At 67.3% G+C, this 20,084-nt stretch carries 15 protein-coding genes; 4 read left to right on the top strand and 11 right to left on the bottom strand.

The features are described from left to right. The first annotated feature begins 3 nt into the window (after positions 1–3). Complete coding sequence (locus CFB35_RS16365; RefSeq protein ID WP_059584021.1) at positions 4–3,453, top strand: RHS repeat-associated core domain-containing protein; 3,450 nt, start codon at positions 4–6, stop codon at positions 3,451–3,453. A 114-nt stretch (positions 3,454–3,567) separates the two neighbouring features. Here CFB35_RS16365 and CFB35_RS16360 read toward each other — a convergent pair whose 3' ends face one another. The 8 genes from CFB35_RS16360 to CFB35_RS16325 are packed head-to-tail and all read right to left on the bottom strand — an operon-like array spanning position 3,568 to position 12,411. Beyond that, positions 3,568–4,923 (bottom strand): GlcNAc-transferase family protein, encoded by a 1,356-nt coding sequence (locus CFB35_RS16360; protein ID WP_059584020.1) that lies wholly within the window; start codon positions 4,921–4,923, stop codon positions 3,568–3,570. Positions 4,924–4,961: 38 nt separating this feature from the next. After that, positions 4,962–5,996, bottom strand: a complete 1,035-nt coding sequence (locus tag CFB35_RS16355) for a fimbrial protein (RefSeq protein WP_059584019.1) — start codon at positions 5,994–5,996, stop codon at positions 4,962–4,964. 35 nt (positions 5,997–6,031) lie between these two features. Further along, entirely contained in the window at positions 6,032–7,090 is a 1,059-nt protein-coding gene (locus tag CFB35_RS16350; RefSeq protein WP_059584017.1) for an ImpA family type VI secretion system protein, read from the bottom strand. After that, positions 7,087–8,148: a type VI secretion system baseplate subunit TssG gene (gene tssG / locus CFB35_RS16345; protein WP_059584015.1), complete on the bottom strand. Its 1,062-nt coding sequence runs from the start codon at positions 8,146–8,148 to the stop codon at positions 7,087–7,089. Before tssG ends, CFB35_RS16350 begins: the two co-directional genes overlap by 4 nt. A gap of 3 nt (positions 8,149–8,151) precedes the next feature. Continuing rightward, positions 8,152–10,032, bottom strand: a complete 1,881-nt coding sequence (tssF, locus tag CFB35_RS16340; RefSeq protein ID WP_059584013.1) for a type VI secretion system baseplate subunit TssF — start codon at positions 10,030–10,032, stop codon at positions 8,152–8,154. Position 10,033: 1 nt separating this feature from the next. Then, entirely contained in the window at positions 10,034–10,555 is a 522-nt protein-coding gene (gene tssE, locus CFB35_RS16335) for a type VI secretion system baseplate subunit TssE (RefSeq protein ID WP_059584011.1), read from the bottom strand. Then, positions 10,539–11,393, bottom strand: coding sequence for a type VI secretion system accessory protein TagJ (locus CFB35_RS16330; RefSeq protein ID WP_373453011.1), 855 nt, complete (start codon positions 11,391–11,393; stop codon positions 10,539–10,541). The genes tssE and CFB35_RS16330 overlap by 17 nt, the downstream gene beginning before the upstream one ends. Next, the gene (locus CFB35_RS16325; RefSeq protein WP_081066427.1) at positions 11,380–12,411 is read right to left on the bottom strand and encodes a TagK domain-containing protein; all 1,032 of its coding nucleotides are present in this window, start codon (positions 12,409–12,411) and stop codon (positions 11,380–11,382) included. The genes CFB35_RS16330 and CFB35_RS16325 overlap by 14 nt, the downstream gene beginning before the upstream one ends. A gap of 520 nt (positions 12,412–12,931) precedes the next feature. On the opposite strand from CFB35_RS16325, the gene tssH reads away from it, so the two are divergent. Beyond that, entirely contained in the window at positions 12,932–15,601 is a 2,670-nt protein-coding gene (gene tssH / locus CFB35_RS16320; protein WP_059584008.1) for a type VI secretion system ATPase TssH, read from the top strand. A gap of 103 nt (positions 15,602–15,704) precedes the next feature. Here the strand turns inward: tssH and slmA are convergent, their stop codons facing one another. The 3 genes from slmA to argB are packed head-to-tail and all read right to left on the bottom strand — an operon-like array spanning position 15,705 to position 18,024. Then, a complete protein-coding gene (slmA, locus tag CFB35_RS16315; protein WP_059584006.1) occupies positions 15,705–16,370 on the bottom strand; it encodes a nucleoid occlusion factor SlmA in 666 nt (221 codons plus the stop codon). Beyond that, positions 16,337–17,128 carry a pyrimidine 5'-nucleotidase gene (locus CFB35_RS16310; protein ID WP_059584005.1) on the bottom strand — a complete coding sequence of 264 codons (792 nt, stop codon included), beginning with the start codon at positions 17,126–17,128 and terminating at the stop codon, positions 16,337–16,339. Before CFB35_RS16310 ends, slmA begins: the two co-directional genes overlap by 34 nt. Continuing rightward, on the bottom strand, positions 17,125–18,024 hold the full coding sequence (gene argB / locus CFB35_RS16305) for an acetylglutamate kinase (protein WP_006490510.1): 900 nt from the start codon (positions 18,022–18,024) through the stop codon (positions 17,125–17,127). Before argB ends, CFB35_RS16310 begins: the two co-directional genes overlap by 4 nt. A gap of 293 nt (positions 18,025–18,317) precedes the next feature. Between argB and CFB35_RS16295 the strand changes: the two genes are divergently transcribed. Next, positions 18,318–18,542: a cysteine-rich CWC family protein gene (locus CFB35_RS16295; protein WP_059584003.1), complete on the top strand. Its 225-nt coding sequence runs from the start codon at positions 18,318–18,320 to the stop codon at positions 18,540–18,542. 110 nt (positions 18,543–18,652) lie between these two features. Further along, on the top strand, positions 18,653–20,071 hold the full coding sequence (locus tag CFB35_RS16290) for an ATP-binding protein (protein WP_059584001.1): 1,419 nt from the start codon (positions 18,653–18,655) through the stop codon (positions 20,069–20,071). The last annotated feature ends 13 nt before the right edge of the window (positions 20,072–20,084 follow it).

The following is a 20,084-nucleotide window of genomic DNA, read 5'->3' as shown; positions in this document are numbered from 1 at the left end:
CAAATGAGTGGAATTGGAGGGTTGGGCGGCGTGCTTGCCGGGTTGCAGGGCACGGTGCTGGAGTCGCTCGACGTCGCGCCGCGTCTCGATCGTCATCGCGGGCAGCCGAGTGATTTGGCCGGCCGCCACGGGGTGGAGCGGGCGTTGTCCGGCCTCCTTTGCGAGTCGGTCGACATGGTTTCGGGCAACAAGATTTGCCTGCCGCGAAACGAAGTCGACTTCAGGCTGCCCGGCCGCTTGCCGATCGAATGGTCAAGGTTCTATTCGAGTGCGCTGTCCGCGAACGGCATGCTCGGGGTCGGCTGGCGCACTGCATGGGACGTCACGCTGCGACGCCGGAACGACGACCGGCTCGACTACATCGACGAACAAGGCCGGATCGTATCGCTGCCGATGCCTGAACGCGGCGACCAGATCATCGTTTCATCCGAGCAGCTTCATGTGGCCCGCCTGTCGGACGACCGGATCGTAGTCGCCGATCTGACGCCGCGTTACACCGTCTTCGGGGAATTCGACGAACACGGCATCGCACGTGTCAAGTATGTCGAGGATCTGGGGCGCCGCCGGGTGGGATGCATCTGGGACGGCGGGCGCCTGCTGCGCGTGCGCGGCACGTGCGGGCATGAATTGCGGATGCACTACGAGCGTGACGGATCGCACTTGACCGGCATCGAATGTGTCGACGGCGGACCGACCGGTTTTCTTGTTCGTTATGCGTACGACGAGCACGGCCGGCTAGCCGAGGTGCGTAATCGGCTCGGCGACGTCGTCCGCGGCTTCGCCTACGACGACAGCGGCCGCATGGTCGAGGAAATCGGTCCGCTTCGGCAGACCATGCGTTACACGTGGCAGACGATCGGCGGTGCGTCGCGCGTCGTCGAGCGCTCGACCTGCCGCGGCGCGCGCGAGCACTGCACGTACGAACTGGCCGAACGCAGTACGCAGGCAACCGACGTGTTCGGCCATACGGCACACTGGCAATACGATGCGCGGGGCCGCGTGCTCGCTTATGTCGATTTCGACGGGCGGCGGTACGCGTTCGAGTACGACAACGCAGGCTGGCCGAGCGCACTGACGTTGCCGGGCGAGCGCGAGGTGCGCGTCGTCAACGACAACCTGGGCCGGCCGATCCGTGAGGAGGCGCCATTGAGCGGCGAACGCTCGACGGTCTACGCGTTCGCGAGCCGCGAGCCGCTGAGCATTCGCCTGCAGGACGGCCGGACGTGGCTCTGGCAGCGCGACGACGAATTGCGGCCGACCCAGTTCCAGTCGCCGTCCGACGGCGTGACGCAGACGACGTATTCGGAACAGGACGGCGTCCAGATTCGGACCGACACGCACGAGCAGCGCGGCGCCGTCGTGCTCGAATACGACGGGCGCGGGCTCGTGTCGAAGCGGACCGATGCGGCGGGGCGCACGGTGAGCTATCTGCGCGACGGCAACGGACATGTCGTGGCCGTCACGGACCCGTTCGGGGCCGTGACGAAGATCGAGCCCGATCTGCTCGGGCGGCCGTTGATCGTGACGCTGCCGGACGGCCGGCAGGAGCGGCGGATCTGGAACGCCGCGGGGCAGTTGACCACGTCGACCGGCGTTGACGGGCAGGCGCGGCACTGGCATCGCGACCAGTACGGATGCGTGGTGAGCGCGGTGGACGAGGAAGGAAACGTCACGGCGCACGAGTTCGATGCGCACGGCCGCAGGATTCGCACCGTCGCCGGCAACGGCGGGATTCAGCGCCTGACCTGGGACCCGGTCAAGCGGTTGACGTCGATCGTCGACGCGGACGGCGTGACCCGGTCGTTCAGCTATGCCGCATCGGGCGCGCTGCAGCAGATCACATCGACGTCGGATGGACAGACGCGCACCGAAACCTTCGCCAACGATGTGCTCGGGCGGATGGTTGGCCGCGACACCGAACACGCGCGCTATCGTTACACGTACGTGCGCGACGGCCAGCTCGGGATGGTGCACTGCCTGCCGACCGAAGCCGGGGCGGCGATCGGCGTCGAACCCGACACGCTGCGCTTCGAATACGATGCGGCCGGGCGTCTGACGGCGGAACACGACATGCATGGCGCGCTGCGCTACGTGTACGACGACGCAGGACGGCTCGCCGCCGTGACGCTGCCGGACGGGCACATCTTGAAATCGGAGCGCGACGAGGCTGGCGTAGTCACGCTGATGGGACTGGGCCATGGCGACGAAATGCATGGTATCGCCGCATTGAGTTACGAAGCGGCCACGCGCCAGTTGTTGCGCTCTCAAGGGGAACTGTACCTGCGCTCGGTTTACGCGGGCGCATTGATCGAGCGCTGGTTCGCGATGACGGTGATCCGGACGGCCGACAACGAGATGTTGCCGGGCAGCGCGGAATTCTGGCGCGAGTTTCATTACAGCCCGGCCGACAATCTCGTGCAGGTCGACGATCGTTTCAACGGCCGGACCTATTACGACTACGATCGTCGGGGCTGTCTGCTGCGCGTCGTCTCGGACGAACTCGGCATCGAATATTTCACGTGGGATGCGGCGGGCAACCTGCTCGAGACGCCGCGCACCGGATGGCAGCCTGCCGTGTATCCCGATCATCGGCTACGTGAGTGTCGAGGCTATCGCTACGAATACGATGCGTGGGGGCAGGTGGCCGCCAAGCGCGGCGCGGCGGACGAACAGACGTTCACGTGGGACGCGGACGGCCGGTTGATGAGCGTACGGAGCCGGCGCGGCGAGGTGCGTTATCGCTACGATGCGTTGGGGCGCCGCGTCAGTAAATCGTTCGGACAATCGCAAGCGGGCGGCGCGCGACGCCTGGATGACAACGCGGAGGTCACGCGCTTCGTCTGGCATGGCGAGCGCCTTGTCCAGGAAACGACGGGCGAGAACGTGCGGATTTATCTGTATCAGCCGGCACGGGACGGGGCCGTCGGTTATGCGCCGCTTGCCTGCGTGGACCGGCGACGCAAGGACGACGGCACGTTTTCCGGAATGCACGTGTATTACTACCAGACCGATCTCGCCGGCACGGCGGTCGCGCTGACCGACGCGGCGGGCAAGCTCGTGTGGAGCGGCCGCTACAAGGCATGGGGGCAGGTGATACCGTGGACCCAACTGGCCACGCCGGTGCGGCAGCCGTTGCGGTTCGCGGGGCAGTATCTGGACGACGAGACCGGGCTGCATTTGAATGGCCGTCGCTACTACGACCCCGATGCGGGCCGCTATCTCAGCCCGGATCGTGCCGCGCCGGCGGGCGTGAGCCCGTATCGCTACGTGTCGAGTCCGTTGAGCGTCGCGAACCCGAACGGTCGCGCCGTTTCGCTGAGGCGGCCGAAGGGGGACGTTGACGGCGCATCATGCGCGGACGGCCCGATTGATCTGTCGACGCGGCTGACGGGCGGCATCGACGAGTGCGATGTCATGTCGGGCGGCGAATGGCTGGCGTGGCTGGACCGTTGAGGCGGGGCGGCGTATCAGGTGGGGGGCGGTCGGCCCCCCGTTTCATTTCGGTGAAGCAGACGGCGTTTTCCCTGCACCGGCCGGTATTGCGGCCATGCTTCACGCCGCAGCGGATCAGATCGAGCGCTGGAGTGCGCGCAGCAGGGTGCCGTCGCGGTCGAATAATTCGATCGTGTAGTGGTCGGGGACTTGTTCGAATCCGGTGGCGAAGTACAGATGCATGTCGAACCATTCACGCTTGATGTGCTTGTGAAACTTGCCGGCATCGAGCATTTCGCCGCGGTGAATCACCGTCCCGTCCTGCGCATGGGCGTTCATGCGGAAATGATCGAGCTGCGGCAGGATATCCGTGAACCGGGCCCGATGCGCCCAGACGCGGAAGTCGTGGGCGCGCAGCAGCGTGGCCTTGTATTCCTCATCGGATGTGCAAACCGGCGTATCGGAATTCGGCGGTAAGCCATCGAGCGTTTCCCGGCGCACGCCGCGGTGCGCGAAGCTGATGCCTGCGTAGGCTTCGTATTGTGCGAGCGTGCGCTCGACCCCGAGGCCGTACGGCCCGAAATCGATGCCGTCGGACGACGCGCCATCCACGCCGAGCAGCGCCCGGTTTCGCTCCAGGGAACGGTCGTTGCGGACATGCCAGTTCTCCGCGACGAGGCCGCTGGCTTGCGCCTCGGGCGTGTGGTCGTCCCATATCTTGACTCGGCTGGCGCGCGTGTATTCGTGCCACGCCAACACGCGATGCGGGATGTAGATATCGTAGCCGTGCGTGAACGCACGAGCGGCGATCGAGATTTCCTCGCCCAGAAAGAAGTAGTTCGGATCATGCCGCACATCGACGGCGAAATGCCCGTCCGCAAAAGCGAAGTGAGCGCTGTAGAACGCGCCCGGGACAGGCGCCTCCAACGCTTGCCAGTTATCGAGCCAGCCGGAACGAAGCGACAGCACGCCTTCCGGCATGAAGCGCTGGAAATACAGGCCGGTCGGCGTATGCGCGAGCGTGTCGCGCTGCGCGCCGGGCTGGAAGCCGGGCAGGTAGGTGGTAAGGAGCGGCTTCGCGCTGCGCGGGCGCAGCGACTCGAGCATCGCGATGGCCTGATCGTCCCACGCGTCGACGAAGTAGTGGTGAGAGTCGAGCTGCAACGTGTAGCGTTCGTCGCGGTACTGTTGCTGGATCAGATTGCGTGCCCAGCACGCGCCCTGGGATTGCCGATGGGGCACGTCGATCAGCTCGACGGTGGCGTCTCGATAGGAGAGCGTATGAGTCGGGAACGCGCCATCGTGGCACGCATGCCAACGCGAGAAGCCGTGCGCGAAGAAGGCGCCGATGGTCTCGTCCAGTGCGTGCTGCCAGCACACGACGACGCGGAGCTGGTCGGGTCGGGTGGCGCGCTCGATCAGGTCGAGCAGCGTCGGGATCAACTGCGGATCGCGATAGCTGGCGATCTGGACGAAAATGGTGCGTTCCATGGTCGATGAGTCGGGTTTCGTGAATCCCGTTGGAAAAGTTAGAGAATGTTCAGCGTGATGACCGAAGTCGCGTCGATCTTGCCCGTGGTGGGCGGCTGGTTGCCGACGCGCAGCACGGTGGCTTCGAGATCGAAACCTGACTCCATCGCGCCGCCCGGCTTCTGAACGAGCATGCTGCTCGCGTCGCCGGGCTTGAGCAGGGTGCCGGTCGTTTTGTCGCGCAGACGGATCGCGAGGTGCTGGGCGCCGGTATTCTGGATCAGCGCGGGGTTGTCCGAGTCCCGAGGCGCGCTGAGCGTGGCGGTGATCGACGCCGGGGGCGTCGGGCCCGAGCAGAGCACCCGGAAGTTCACGGGGCGCGTCGGGCCGGTTGTCTGCGAAACGTCATAGGGGCCGAACTGCCCGAAGTCGATGTTCAGCGTGCTGCTGTCGACGCGGCAGCTCGGCAACACCCGGAGCGACACGTTGCCGGAGTAGATGTTGGTGACGGCCACACCGGGATTGCCGTCGCCATAGGTTCGGGCGACATGGCCGAAGCTCGTCGTCGAAAAGCTCGGGATGTCGTTGCTGGTCTTGACCAGATCGATCCTGTATTTTGCGCCGTTGCCGTAGTTGACCGGCTGCGTGCCCGGGGTGGACGGATTTTCCTTCCAGTTGTTCGTGTAAGGCACGACGCTGGTGCTGCCGCTGGCGCGAACGTAGTTGAGCCGAAACCCGACTCCTGGCACGTTGGTATCGTAAATCTTGCCGCCGAGCGACGAAAGCTTGGGAGGCGTGATGAACTCCACATTGATCGTGCCGGTCGGCGGATCGCAGGCGATGAAAATCATCTCGGGCGTCGGAGCGGACTCACCGCTGACGAGCGGGCTGCCGATCGGCAGATCGGGGTCGACGTCGACGACCCCGGCCGGAAAGCTGATATTGAACGTCGTCAATATCTGGTTCGGCATGGGCCGTGTTTCGGTCCACCGCTCCGACTCCGCTTGAGTAACGGGCCGACACGCCGCCAGCACGGCCGGCGACGCGGACAGCAGGCACGCGGCAGCAAGGATAAATCGGGCTTTTTTCATCATTTGAATGCGCTGAAGACGATGAGAGGGCGAGGCGCTCAGATGTCGACGGCGTCCCATTGCGCGAGAAGCTCGGCAGGGATCACGTTCGCCAGCTCCGAGAAGCGCTTGCCGACCATGCGTTCGGATTGCCGGAGCAGCACGACGACGGGGCTGCTCGGCTCGTTTTGCTCGAACCACAGGCGCGTTTCCTGAATCGTCGCGAGCGCGCTCCAGCGATCCATCGGCCGCGCGTCTTGCGTGGTCCGGGCCGCGGCGCCGGCTTCGTGCGGCGCCGCTTCGGTCGGCGGGCTCGCCGTCGCCTCCGGTGCCGAAGCCGGCTCCACCGGCGCATCGGACGGACCGGCGGCAACCGGTGCGCGGCCCGCGTCGAGGGCCGTCCGCGCGAACGGCTGCAGCAGTTTCACGATACCGTCGAGATCGGGCGCATCGGCCTGCAACGTGTCGCGTGTCAGCGCGACGATCTCGGCGACGGCGCGTTGCGCATCCGCCAGTGCGACGATCGCGGCGTCGCGCCGGTTCCACAGTTCACCGAGCAGCCGGCTCGCCGATTCCGGCGCGAGCGCGTCCTTCGCGCGCGGGACCGCGAACGCCTTCTCGATGTCGCGCAACTGCAGTTGCAGACCGGCGGTTTTCGGCAGCCGGATGTCGCGGGCGTCAGCCAGTGCCGCGTCGGCGTCGGCGAGCGCGGCGATCGCGTTCGAGTAGACGATCGGATCGCGCTCGCCGTCGAGCACCGGCATCGGATGCAACGCCTCGCCGTAGCGCTCGAGCATCTGCAGCAGTACCGCGATGCCGTCGCGCAGCCCTTCGGCGCCGCTTTGGCGGATCCGGCAGCGGGTCAGGATCGTGAGCAGCCGCAGGTCCTTCGTGCGTAGCAGCAGCGCGCGGCAGTCGCGCTCGGCTTCGGCCCAGTTCGCCTGCTGCGGCGCATCGACGAAATCGCCGTATTGCGCATCCGTGCGTGGTGCGACGGCCGCTTGCAGCATCACGAAGGCCGGGTCGTATTCGAGATCGGGGCCGCATGGATCGTCGGCCGATACGGGTTCGAGCAGGTCGATGTAGCGCGCGAGCGGGTCGTGTGCGGGAGCATTCATGCCGGATTCTCCAGTTGATCGCAGTATTTCTCGGGCTCGAACACCATGCCGACCACCGGTTTGTCGTCCAGCGATTGGCCGAGCCAGGTCGAATAGCCGAGCCGGTGCGAGCTGTCGGCGCGCGCCGGCGGCGCGGCACGCGGCTTGACCAGCAGCTTGATTTCCCAGTCGTATTCGAGACCGACGAACGCGCGGACCCAGTCGACCAGCGTCGGGAGATCGTCGCCATGCGGCGTGAGACGCAGGTACTGGTCGAGATCGAGCGGCCCGATCACGAGACGGAACTTGTGCTGGCAGTCGGGGATCATGTCGCCCAGCAGCGCACCCTCGCCCATGATCGTCGACGGTGCGGGCGCGCCGAGCAGGCAGCGCTCGGGGCCGGTGATCTGAATCCAGTGCGGCACGAACTCGTCGACGGCCACCGGTACGCCGAAGTAATGGGACAGCGTTGCCGCCAGGCCGTCCGGATTGCGCGCCTCGCGCACCAGGTGCGCCGAGGCCGCATAGCGCGCATGCGGCGGCGGGTGCGTACGCGCGGCTTCGTCCGGATCGGTGCCCATCAGGCTGCCGATATAGAACGAGAAGGTTTCCTGCGACGGCCGGTCGAGCGAGACGGTCGCCTGTGCCGACGCCCACGCCCGGTAGAACAGCGTGAGCGCCCGATGATGGAACAGGTTGGCGAATGCAATGAGCGTCTTGTCCTGATGGCTCTCCGCACGGCTGTACGCCAGTTCCGTCATGTGGAGCGGCAGCGGGCCCTGCGGACCCCACAGTCCAAGCCCGAAGAGCCGGACGTCGAGCCGTCCGCCCTGCACGCCGAGCGCCGCGATTTCGCGCGGCGCGAACGCCATCGACGGTTGCTGGCCGACGCGGAAGGGTTCCTGCCGCGGCAAACGCGCCGTGCCGGGCAGCGGCTGGACGGTGTCGCGCGCGCTGATCGCGCGCAGCAGGCTGAGGAAGCCGGCCTGCCACGGCGTGTGCTCGTCGAACCACGCGCGCAGTGAATCGGGATGCAGCGGCGAGCCGTCGTTGACCGGCACCGAGTCGAATGCGTCCATCGCTTACACGGCCCCCCGCCCGCCCATGCGCGGTTTCCAGCGTGTCACGAGGCCGCGCTGCATCGAGCGCAGCTCCGTCTCGGTGAAGACATTGATCGATACGTGTCGGGCCAGGTATTGCTCGAGCACGAGGCCGAACAGATAGGGGCTCACTCCGGAAAAGCCGGTCTCGTCGACCGTCAGTTCGCAGCGCACGCCACGCCCGTAGACGAGCAGCCCGTGATCCGGAAGGCGCCGGACGACCGGCTCGGTGCGCGCCCCGACGAGGCTCTCGATCTGCGTGCGCTGTTCGTGCTCGCTCGTCCCGACGAACAGCCGCAGCATGTTGCGCAGCGCCTGGCCGCCGTCGCGATGGTCGAGCTCCGCGAGCGGCATGTAGTTGAAGCTCAACTGGCGGATCAGCCGCCATGCCGTCTCGCCCGTCGCATAGGGTTCGCGCGGCGTGCTCGGCGGATGCACGAGACTCACGCCCTCGATCGGCACCGAGTCCTGCATCGTGAGGTCGCTGAATCCGTTGCGCGGAATCAGGCGCGGCAGGTCGCGATTGGTCAGCCACGCGTCGACGGACAGATAGCGGATCGCGTCGTCGTAGGGTGCTTCGGCCTGATCGACGAGCGACACGAATACTTCGGTGCCGACGTACTCGCTGCGGGTGCCGTATTTGCGCGCGTTGGCCGACATCGCGCGCGGCTCCCGCAGAATCGAAAAGTAGCGCCCGTAATTGCCGATGTCGCTGTGTAGCGTCTGGTACAGCGGATTGAACGTCACCTCGGTCGACGTTTCGGCTTTCTGGCCGAATACGCGCGACACCGAGAAGACTTCGTAATCGAGCGGGCGGCTGCGGTCCGGAATCAGGTGGAACGCGGTCAGCGCGCGGTTGATCTCGATCCGGTCGGTACGCCGCGGAAACAGGTTGACGATCGGCGTGCAGAACAACTGAAAGCTCGACGCATCGACGTGTGTCGTCAGTTCGTCGGGCAGTCGGTCGAGCAGCAGCACGACTTCCGCTTCCTGGCCGTCGATCCTGGACAAGCCGGCCTGCAACTGCGTCAGCACGAAGAAATAGAAGCGTTGCCGGCAGGTGAAGTACTCGTGCAGCAGGTTGTGCCCGTGGAACGTATTCCACATTTGCGGCAACAGGCTCTGGTCGGGGCGAAGGCCTTCGAAATCGACCGGATGCTTGGCGACGACCGTGCAATCGTCGCGGGTGGCGCCGTGTGCGCGCACGACCGATGCGATGCCGCCGGCATGGATCAGTTCGAACAGATGCGACGCGATCCGTTCGTCGCCGCCGATATAGAGCGACAGCCTGTCGAGCCCGGTGATTTGCGAGAACTTGATCTCGCCCACCGTGCGCAGCCGCAACCGGAGCGCGCCGCGCAGCCGCATGTGCGGCATCAGTGTGCGCTGCAGGTCCGGAAGGTCCGGCGGGACGGCCGTCAGCTTCGCGTCGACGATCTCGATCGGCCAAAGCGTGATTTCATGGCCGCTGCGGAACTCGCACGCGGTCCGCTCGCCCGGCGGGATCGACGAGCGCAATACGCTGTGGCGCGGCACCGTGAAACCCTTGCTGAAGTTGCCTTCGCGCAGGCTCGGGCGCAGCTTCGCCACGGCCATGGACGGCGTCGGCGCAACGTAGTTCGGATACACGACTTCGAGCAGGCGCTGCGTGAAGCGCGGGAATTCCGCGTCGAGCTTGAGCTGCGTACGGGCCGACATGAAGCAGAACGCCTCGATCATCCGCTCCACGTAAGGATCGGCTGTCTCGATGCCGTGCATGCCGAGGCGGCGGGCGATCTTCGGATGCTGCGCGGCGAACTCCGCGGACAGCTCGCGCATGTAAGTCAGTTCGCGGTTGTAGTGGTCGAGAAATCTGGGATCCATATCAATGTTCGATGCGAGCGCCAGGATCGAGCGTCACCTTGTTCGATTCGATGTCGAAGGTGCTCTGGATCAGGAATTCGAGGGGGTACGGCGACCATTGCATCAGCCCGCGAATCTCGAACGCGAGCTTGTTGTAGCTGGCGGCTTCGCGCCCCGCGATGGGGCGAATCGCGATCGAATCCGCGAGCAGGCGCGGCTCGAAGCGGACGATCGCGGTCTTGACGAGCGTCTCGATCGTTTCCCAGTTGCGGTCGCTCAGGTAGCTTCCCGACAACGGCGGCACGCCATAGTTGACGACGGACGCGGCGGCCTGCGGATAGCGCGCGGCGTCCAGCTCGCCATCGAGATTGGTCGAGTTCAGCAGCAGCGCGAGATCGCGTTGAATGATCCGGCGCATGCCTTCGCCGTTCGGCGCATACGCGCGGGCGGTTTCGTGGCGCGCGTGCGGCGCGTCGTCCTGCAGCCGGTCAAGCAGGGACGGCAGGTACGCGGGCCGGTGCGGGTCTTCAGGATGACGTGCCATCGGTGTCTTCGTCCGTGAAGCGGCAGCCGCCGATATCGAGCAGACCCCAGTCGCCGCGGTTGGTCGTCCAGGTTTTTTGGCCGAGCGCGATCACGTTCGTGTCGCCGAGATCCTGCCAGCGGGTTTCGCGCGCGAGCCGAATGGTGGCCGGGCCGTGCTCGGAGCCGGGGTAGCGGGTCGGTACGTAGCCGCGGAGAACCGTCGCGTCGCGCAGGATCAGCGTGGCAGGGCGCCATACGAGATCGGTCAACGTGCCGATCGGGGTGAGCGTGAGCGACTTGATATGGGCGAACGGAATCCACCGGTAACCACCTGCCACGGCCATTTCGCAGATCGGACCGAGGCGCGTGTCGCTGTCGGTCAGCCAGTCGAAGTCGCCCATTTCGGCGCTTTCGCCCCGGCTCGCGGGCGCCGCGTCGAGCGCGAACTCGCGCAGTGCGTCGGCGCCCGCCACGTCGCCGGCGCCCAGACGCGCATTCGCCTGCAGCAACCGCTCGACCCACGCGGGCGCCGCTTCATCGACGAAGCCGGGCGTGCGCGTGCCGGCGAATACCTCGGCGCGAAACATCTCGCTTTCGATGAGCCCGCGATGCAGTTGCGCGCGCGCGGTGCCCTCGGGCTCGAGCGTCGCCCAGGTCTGCAACTGCTTGAGCGCGCGTTCCCAGTCGCCGTAGACGCACAGCAACTGGAAAAGCAGCCAGCGTTCCGCCGGATCGGACGGTCGCCGCCGCACCGCTTCGATGGTTTGCTCTTTCAGCGCGTCGAGCGACTGGGTCTGCTGCAGGTTCTGTACCGTTGGGCGGCCGGTGGCTGGCGTGGCGGTATCAGGGGCGTTCATCGTCATGTTGTTCGGTCGTTGAAGTGTCGGTGAAGGTGGTCAGCATCGGGAAATGGCTATCGACGCTGATCAGGTGATGCTCGCGACGCGCGAGCAGCGCCGCCGTCGGAAAGTGCGGACGCCGCCGTTGCGCAGGCGCGAGCAGGTGGAGGACGTCGTGGCGTGCGTCGTCGACGAACAACTCGTCGGACAGGAACGGGTTCATGCCGTCGAGCACCCGATCGATTTGCTGGCGCGCGTCCAGCAGATCGCTCAGCAGCGAGCCGGTCCGATAGCGCTCGGTATCGAGGAACGGGTCGGGCGGCAACGGGACCGCGATCTGCGGCTGCTCTATTTCCTTCATCGCGTGCACGGCGGACCGCTCGCGGTGAATCAGCGCCCGCCGGTATTCTGCGAGCAGCGCGTCGAGCGGATCGCCGTTGTCGAGATCGGGCGAGACCGGTGCGACCACGCCGAGCGGTTCCTCGTCCAGCACGGTGCGCGGCGCGTCGCCGTGCGCGCCGTTCGATTTCGCGTCCGCCAGCGCCGTCAGATCGACGAACCCGGCCGGCTCGCTGCGCGGCAGCGCATTGCCCAGCGCGATCAGGTCGACGGGCGCCGGCGCGTCGTCCTGCGCGATGGCGGAGGACGGCAGGCCGATGGTCAACTCGTCGACGCCGACCGTGACCGTCTCGCCGAGCCGAACCTCACATGCGCGATGTCGCGGCACCAGGGTGGCGCCGACGCGGCAGGCGAGTGTTTCGCAGTGGTTTTCGAACTGGATGCGGCCATCGGCGTCGATGAGGAAGACCACGTGGTCGGTGAGCGGATTCGCATCGCCCGACACCGCGGCGAATTCGCCGGACGACGCCGAATACGCGCAGCGGTCCCGGCCGAGCGCGTGCTGCACCGGCGCGCGCGGCGCGCGGCCGCCCCGCCGGACGAGCTTCGCGAACGGCGGCGGCGCGGGATCGGCCGGCTGATGGTCGGGCGTCGTGCAATCGGGCTCGCGGGCCGCGTTCCTGCTCATTTTCGGCATAACGGTTGATCAGTAAAAAGCGAGGGTTTTATCGGTGCAGCGGCATGGCGCACGTGCCTCATTAATTCGAGATAAAGGGGCGCTTCGTTGCGGATTAATTCGAGATAAATCCGGCGTACAAGCGAGAATGAAGGTGCGATCGACGATTCGAGCGGGAATATTATCGTGCGCCGGTTTCGAGGTATATCGGAATTGTTCTAAATGTACGGGGCGTATTTCGTGCAACGACTTCGAAAGTCGGGCCGGCGTGGCAGTCGCGACGGATGTCGGGACGCCCGTGGCGGCGGCGATGTGAGCCGCCAGGGCGCCTTGCGAGGCAATTTGGGACGAACGCGCGGGGATGGAGGCGCGCGGTCCTTTTCGTGAAAAAGCGGATGAAAAAATAATACTTGTCCGATTGATCGATGAATGATGTGGGAGGTAATGTTGGCGGTTTTGATTTAGCATCCGCGGCGACGGATGACGTGACTGTATTCACGTTGGTCTTGCTTGCGGCGCGACTTATTTCCAGATCGATCTCATGACAATTTCAAGGCAGGCCTTATTCGGCAAACTCGGGCATTCGCTGTTCCGAAGCGTCGAATCCGCCACGACTTTCTGCAAGCTGCGCGGCAATCCTTACGTCGAACTGGTGCATTGGCTGCATCAACTGCTGCAGGCGCCCGACGGCGACCTCCAGCGGATCATCCGGCACTGCGACGTCGACTCAGAAGCACTCGATCGGGACGTGCTGCGCGCGCTGGCCGCGCTGCCGGCCGGCGCGAGTTCGATCAGCGATTTCTCCCATCACGTCGAAACCGCCGTCGAGCGCGCATGGGTGCTGGCATCCCTGGATTTCGGCGACCGCCGGATCCGCGGCGCATGGCTCGTCGCCGCGCTGGTCAGGACGCCCGAACTGCGCCGGGTGCTGCTGTCGATCTCTCCGGCGTTCGGCAAGATCCCGGTCGAGAACCTCGGCGAGATGCTGCCCGCGTGGATCGACGGCTCGCCGGAGGCAGCGGATGCGCCGTATGACGGGACCGACTTCGGCGGCGCGGTGCCCGGCGAGGCCGCCGGCGCGCTTGCGCCCGCGGGGGCCGGCGGCTCGCCGCTCGAGCAGTACTGCAGCGATTTGACGGCGCGCGCGCGCGCCGGCGAGATCGATCCGGTCGTCGGCCGCGAACTCGAGATCCGCACGGTGATCGATGTCCTGTTGCGGCGGCGTCAAAACAATCCTTTGCTGACAGGCGAGGCGGGCGTCGGCAAGACGGCCGTGGTCGAGGGGCTCGCGCGCGCGATCGTCGACGGCGACGTGCCGCCGAAGCTGGCCGACGTGCGTCTGCTGAGTCTCGACGTCGGCGCGCTGCTCGCCGGCGCGAGCATGAAAGGTGAATTCGAGGCACGCCTGAAGGGCGTGCTCGAGGCGGCAACGAAGTCGGCGGTACCCGTCATCCTGTTCGTCGACGAGATTCATACGCTGATCGGTGCGGGCGGCCAGGCCGGCACGGGCGACGCGGCAAACCTGCTGAAGCCGGCGCTCGCGCGCGGCACGCTGCGCACGGTCGGCGCGACGACCTGGGCCGAGTACAAGCGCCATATCGAAAAGGATCCGGCGCTGACGCGGCGCTTCCAGGTGCTCCAGGTGCCGGAGCCCGAGGAGGCGGCGGCGATCGACATGGTGCGCGGGCTCGCGCGCACATTCTCGCGGCATCACGGCGTCGTGGTGCTTGACGAGGCGATTCGCGCTGCGGTCACGCTGTCGCATCGGTACATCCCGTCGCGGCAACTGCCGGACAAGGCGATCAGCCTGCTCGACACCGCTTGCGCGCGCGTGGCGCTGTCGCAGCACGCGCCGCCGCGCGAGCTGCAGAACGTGCGCCAGCGCCTGCAGGCGGCGCAAGTCGAATGCGACCTGCTCGACCAGGAGCGATGCATCGGCCTGGGCGACGCGGACGCGCTGGCCCGCACGCAGGCGCGCATCGCCGAGCTGGAGCGCGAGGCGGCGAACGTCGATGCACGCTGGCGCGCGCAGGCCGAGGCCGCGCAGGCGCTGTTGAGCGCGCGAGAGGCGGTGCGCGAGGCCGCCGACAGCGTGTCGGCCGACCGGCTGCAGGCGCTCGAGCGTGCGCTCGTGGATCGGCAGGGCGAGGCCGCGTTCGTTTTCCCGGAAGTGAACGAGGCGATCGTCGCGGCGATCGTGTCGGACTGGACCGGTATTCCGGTGCGCCGGATGGTCACCGACGAGGTTGCCGCGGTGCGCACGCTGCCCGACACGCTCGCGGCGCGCGTGATCGGTCAGCCGGACGCGCTGCAGCAGATCGGCGAGCGCGTGCAGACCGCGCGCGCAGGGCTGACGGATCCGAAAAAACCGCTGGGCGTGTTCATGCTGGCCGGCCCGTCCGGTGTGGGCAAGACCGAGACGGCGCTGGCGCTGGCCGAAGCGCTGTACGGCGGTGAGCAGAACCTGATCACGATCAACATGAGCGAGTATCAGGAAGCCCACACGGTGTCCGGGCTGAAGGGCGCGCCGCCCGGCTACGTCGGTTACGGCGAGGGCGGCGTCCTGACCGAGGCGGTGCGGCGCCGGCCGTACTCGGTGGTGTTGCTCGACGAGATCGAGAAGGCGCATCCCGACGTGCACGAAATGTTCTTCCAGGTGTTCGACAAGGGCTACATGGAGGACGGCGACGGGCGCTACATCGATTTCCGCAACACCACGATCCTGCTGACGAGCAACACGGGCTCCGAGCTGATCGCGAGCCTGTGTTCCGACGAGACGCTCGCGCCTCGCGCGGATGCGCTGTGCGCGGCGCTCGGGCCGGTATTGCTGAAAACGTTCCCGGCCGCGTTCCTTGGCCGCGTGACCGTGGTGCCGTACAGGCCGCTCGCACAGGCGGCGCTGGCGCAAATCGTGCGGCTGCATCTGGATCGTGTAGTGACGCGCATGGCGGACGGGCACGCGGTGGCGTTCGGCTATGCGCCAGCGGTGCTCGACTACATCGTCGAGCGCTGTCTCGTCCAGGAAACCGGTGCGCGCCTGCTGATCGGCTTCATCGAGCAGCACGTGCTGCCGCGGCTCGCCTCGCACTGGCTCGATGCGCTGGCGTCGCAGCGCACACTCGCACGTGTCGACCTCGAGGTGATCGACGCGAACGCGGTACCCGCGGAGGCCTTCGTGTTCCGCGCATCCTACGCGCACGCGGGCGATTGACGCACATCGGTACCACCCGATACGAGGCGCTCGCTCCGTGCGGCGTATCGAGCCGCGTATCGAGCCGCGTATCGGGCGGGCATCGGGCGCGCATCGTCGTCGCCTATTGCAGGATCAGCCTCAGATGGGCATCCGCCTGCTCGCCCGGCGGCTTCTGAAACCCGCCTTTCGCGAATCGATGCCACCGGCCGATCACGTAGCTGACGAGCAGGCTCGCGCGGGCGCCGGGATCGTAGTCGGCCGGCAGCACGAACGGCGCCGCGCCCTCGTGCGGCGCATTCGCCTCGGTGCGCGCAACCCGCAGGCATTGCTTGACCGTCGCCTCGATGCGGTCGAGCAACTGGTTCACGCGCTCGGTCAGCCGCTCGTCCTCGCCGACCAGCGCCTCGCCGGTCAGCACGCGCGTCATGCCCGGGTTCTTCGCGGCGAAATTGAGCATCGTCAGCGCGATCGTGCGCGCCTGCAGCACGCCGTTCGGCTCCTTCGCGACGATCTGGTTGACGAGCCCGAAGAGCGCCTGCTCGATGAACTCGATCAGCCCTTCGTACATCTTCGCCTTGCTGGTGAAGTGCCGGTACAGCGCGGCTTCGGACACGTCGAGCCGGGCCGCGAGCGCGGCGGTCGTGATTTTCTCGGGTTTCGGGGCCTCGAGCATCGCGGCGAGCGTCTGCAGGATCATCACGCGGCGCTCGCCCGGCTTCGGGCGCGGGCGAGAGGGTGTGGCCTGGCCTTCCGTTACGGCTTGGTCCTGCGGGTAAGTCGGCTGCATTTCTGTCGCCCCGATCGTGTGCCCAGTCGCAGCGATTTTAACGAACGAATGCGCTGGTCGACATAATGCGGGCGTCCGGTTGCCGGCAGATGACCGGGCAGGTGGCCGGTGATCCATACGGTACCGATGCCCAGACGCTTGTAGCGCTTCAGGTGGCCGCGCGTATCCTCGACGAGGATCGCGTCGGCGAGCCGCGCATGCGCGGCGCGCAGCGTCCGGCGCAGCATCGCAGGGTCGGGCTTCGCGCGCCACGTGCGGCGGTCGCGCATGTGCTCGATCGCGATCACGCGCTCGAACAGCCGCTCGATGCCCAGCTCGCGCAGCACCGCGCGCGCATAGTTTTCCGGCGCGTTGGTCAGGATCAGCTTGCGGCCCGGCAGCGCGGCGACGATGCGCGCAAGGCCGCGCTCGGCGCGCACCATCGCGGGCAGGTCGGAAAACGTGTGGACCACGCGCAGGAAATCGTGAGGATCGATCGGATGATGGCGCGTGAGGCCGAGCAGCGCGGCGCCGTAGCGCTCGGTGTAGCCGATGCGCAGGCGGTCGGCTTCGGCGCGCTCGACCTGCAGCGCGTCGATGATGTATTGCGTCATCGCACGATTGATCTCGGGAAAGATCGCGTGCGACGCGTGGTGCAGCGTATTGTCGAGATCGAACAGCCACACGGGCGTGCCGGCGCGCGGCCGGCTGCGGGAGATGCGCCGGCGCCGCAGCGACGCCGGCAGGCCGGGGCTGGCAGGCGGGCGGCGCGCGCTCAATGCGAGCGGATCATCGTGCCGAACGGCTGCTCGGTCAGGATTTCCAGCAGCACCGAGTGCTCGATGCGGCCGTCGACGATGTGTACCGACTTCACGCCGCTCTTCGCGGCGTCGAGCGCCGACGAAATCTTCGGCAGCATGCCGCCCGAGATCGTGCCGTCCTCGAACAGCGCGTCGATCTCGCGTGCGGAGAGGTCGGTCAGCAGGTTGCCGTCCTTGTCCATCACGCCGGGGATGTTGGTCATCATCAGCAGCTTCTCGGCGTTCAGCACCGTGGCCAGCTTGCCCGCGACGAGGTCTGCGTTGATGTTGTACGACAGGCCGTCCTCGCCGAAGCCGATCGGCGAGATCACCGGGATGAACGCGTCGTCCTGCAGCGCCTTCACGACTGCCGGGTTGATCGCCTCGACTTCGCCGACCTGGCCGATGTCGATGTACTGGCCCGGGTTGTCGCGATCCGGCATCAGCAGCTTGCGCGCATGGATCAGGCCCCCGTCCTTGCCCGTGAGGCCCACCGCGTGACCGCCGAAGTGGTTGATCAGCATCACGATGTCCTGCTGCACTTCGCCGCCCAGCACCCATTCGACGACTTCCATCGTCTCTTCGTCGGTGACGCGCATGCCCTGGATGAAGGTGCCGGCCTTGCCGATCTTCTTCAGCGCGTGATCGATCTGCGGACCGCCGCCGTGGACGATCACCGGGTTGATGCCGACCAGTTTCAGCAGGATCACGTCGCGCGCGAAGCCCTGCTTGAGCCGCTCTTCCGTCATCGCGTTGCCGCCGTATTTGATGACCACGGTCTTGCCGTGGTAGCGGCGGATGTACGGCAGCGCCTCCGCGAGGATTTCTGCTTTCAGCGTGGGGGCGATCTGCGAGAGGTCGATGGGCTCTGACATGGCGGCGGCTCTGGCTGGGAACGGTTGAAACAGGCCGAATTGTACAGGAGTGGCGCAGCGCAGCATCGGTTTTTGGGCTGGCCGGACGGTGGGTCGCGCAGGTCGGACGGCACGCGCGGCGGCCCGCCGGCCAAGGCTCCCGCTGCCGCGGCGGCGCGCGGGACGGGGCCGCGCCCGGCGCATCAGGCGGGGTCGGCGGCAGCCGTCGGCCAGACGGCCGACGTGCAAAATCCGTCGGCCGCGCTATGCTAGTCGCGTAGGGCGACGTTCGTGCCCGCTTCCGCACCTCGACCATGACCGATTCCGCCGCCGACGCCCGTTCGGCCCCGCGCCGTGCGCGTTGTCCGCACTGCGGGCGCGGTTTCGACTGCGGCGCGCACACGCAGCCGTTCGACTGCTGGTGCGCTGCGATGCCGGTCTTGCCGGGCGACACGGCCCCGGCAGCCCGCGCGCGCTGCCTCTGCCCGGAATGCCTCGCCGACGAGATCGCGCGGCGCATGGCGGCGGCGCCCGGCTGACGTCGCTCGCTCGCGCCCCCGGACGCCGCGCCGGGGCGTCCGACCGTCCATTCGTCCTTCCCGATCCGGCCCCGTGGAGGCGCCGCCCGCTAAACGGGTAAACTGCTCGGATGCAACGAATCACCACCACCGGGCGCGTCAACCTCAGCCACCTGTTCTGGCTGCGCAATCTCGCGATCATCGGCCAGCTCGTGACGATCGGCGTCGTGCAGGCCTATTTCGGCGTGCACTTGCCGTTGCCGGCGATGCTGATGGTCATCGCGCTCGAAATCGTTTTCAACGCGCTGACCTGGGTGCGCGTGCTGCGCGCGCGGCCCGAGACCAATTTCGAGTTGCTCGGCCAGCTGTGGGTCGACCTCGGCGCGCTGTCCGCGCTGCTGTTCCTGTCGGGCGGCACGACCAATCCGTTCGTGTCGCTGTACCTGCCGTCGCTCGCGATCGCCGCGGCCGTGCTGCCGTGGCACCTGATGATCTGGCTCGCGGCGTTCGCGGTGGCCTGCTACGCGGCGCTCGGCTTCGATTCGGTGCCGCTCAACATGGACAATCCGGCGAACCTGTTCGACTACTACCGTACCGGCATGTGGGCGAACTTCATGGTCAGCGTCGGGCTGATCGCGTGGTTCGTCGCGCGCATGTCGAATGCGCTGCGCCAGCGCGACGCGGCGCTCGGCGAGGCGCAGCAGCACCTGCTGCGCGACGAGCGGGCGGTTGCGCTCGGCGTGCAGGCCGCCACCGTCGCACATGAAATGGGCACGCCGCTGTCGACGATCGCGATGCTCGCCGAGGAGTTGCGCGATGCGGCGCGCGCCGATCCGGGGCTCGCGCGCTACGAGGCCGACCTGAAGGTGCTCGAGGAACAGATGACGCTCTGCACGTCGGCGCTCGCGCGCCTGCGCAGCCGCGCGAGCGCGCCGGCGAGCCGCCAGCCGGTGGACGACTGGCTCGACACGTTCGTCGAGCACTGGCGCCTGCGGCATCCGCACGTGCAGTTCGAGCTGCTCGGTGCGCGCCCGGCCGGCGTCGCGCTCGACGATACCGTCGCGGCCGGCCAGATCCTGACGATCCTGCTCGACAACGCCGCGCGCGCGAGCCCGCAGCGCGTGACGCTCGCCGCGAAGGTCGCGCATGGCGGCACGGCCGACGAAATCGAATTCGAAGTATGCGACGACGGGCCCGGCATTCCGGCCGCGCTGCGCGAATCGCTCGGCGCGATGCCGGTCGACAGCACGCAGGGCGGGCACGGCGTCGGCCTGTACCTCGCGTTCAGCGCGGCCGCGCGGCTCGGCGGCGAGATCGAGCTGTCCGATGTCGCGCCGCGCGCCGCGAGCGGCAACGGGCGGGCCGGCGGCGCGGCAAACGGCCACGCGGCGGCCGCATCGGGACAACGCACGGGCGCACGTACGGTCGACCGGCCAGCCGGCACGCCGGAGAGCCGCCCGGCCGGCGCGGCGGCCGGGCGCGGCACGCGGGCCGTGCTGCGCCTGCCGGTCGTGCGCGTCGCGATGCCGGCGGCCTCAACCAACACGTAGACGGAGAAACCAC

Origin of the sequence: Burkholderia sp. AU16482 (assembly GCF_002223285.1) — a bacterium.
In the GTDB taxonomy this organism is placed as follows: Bacteria; Pseudomonadota; Gammaproteobacteria; order Burkholderiales; family Burkholderiaceae; genus Burkholderia; species Burkholderia semiarida.
This window is presented reverse-complemented; position numbering and strand designations above follow the sequence as displayed.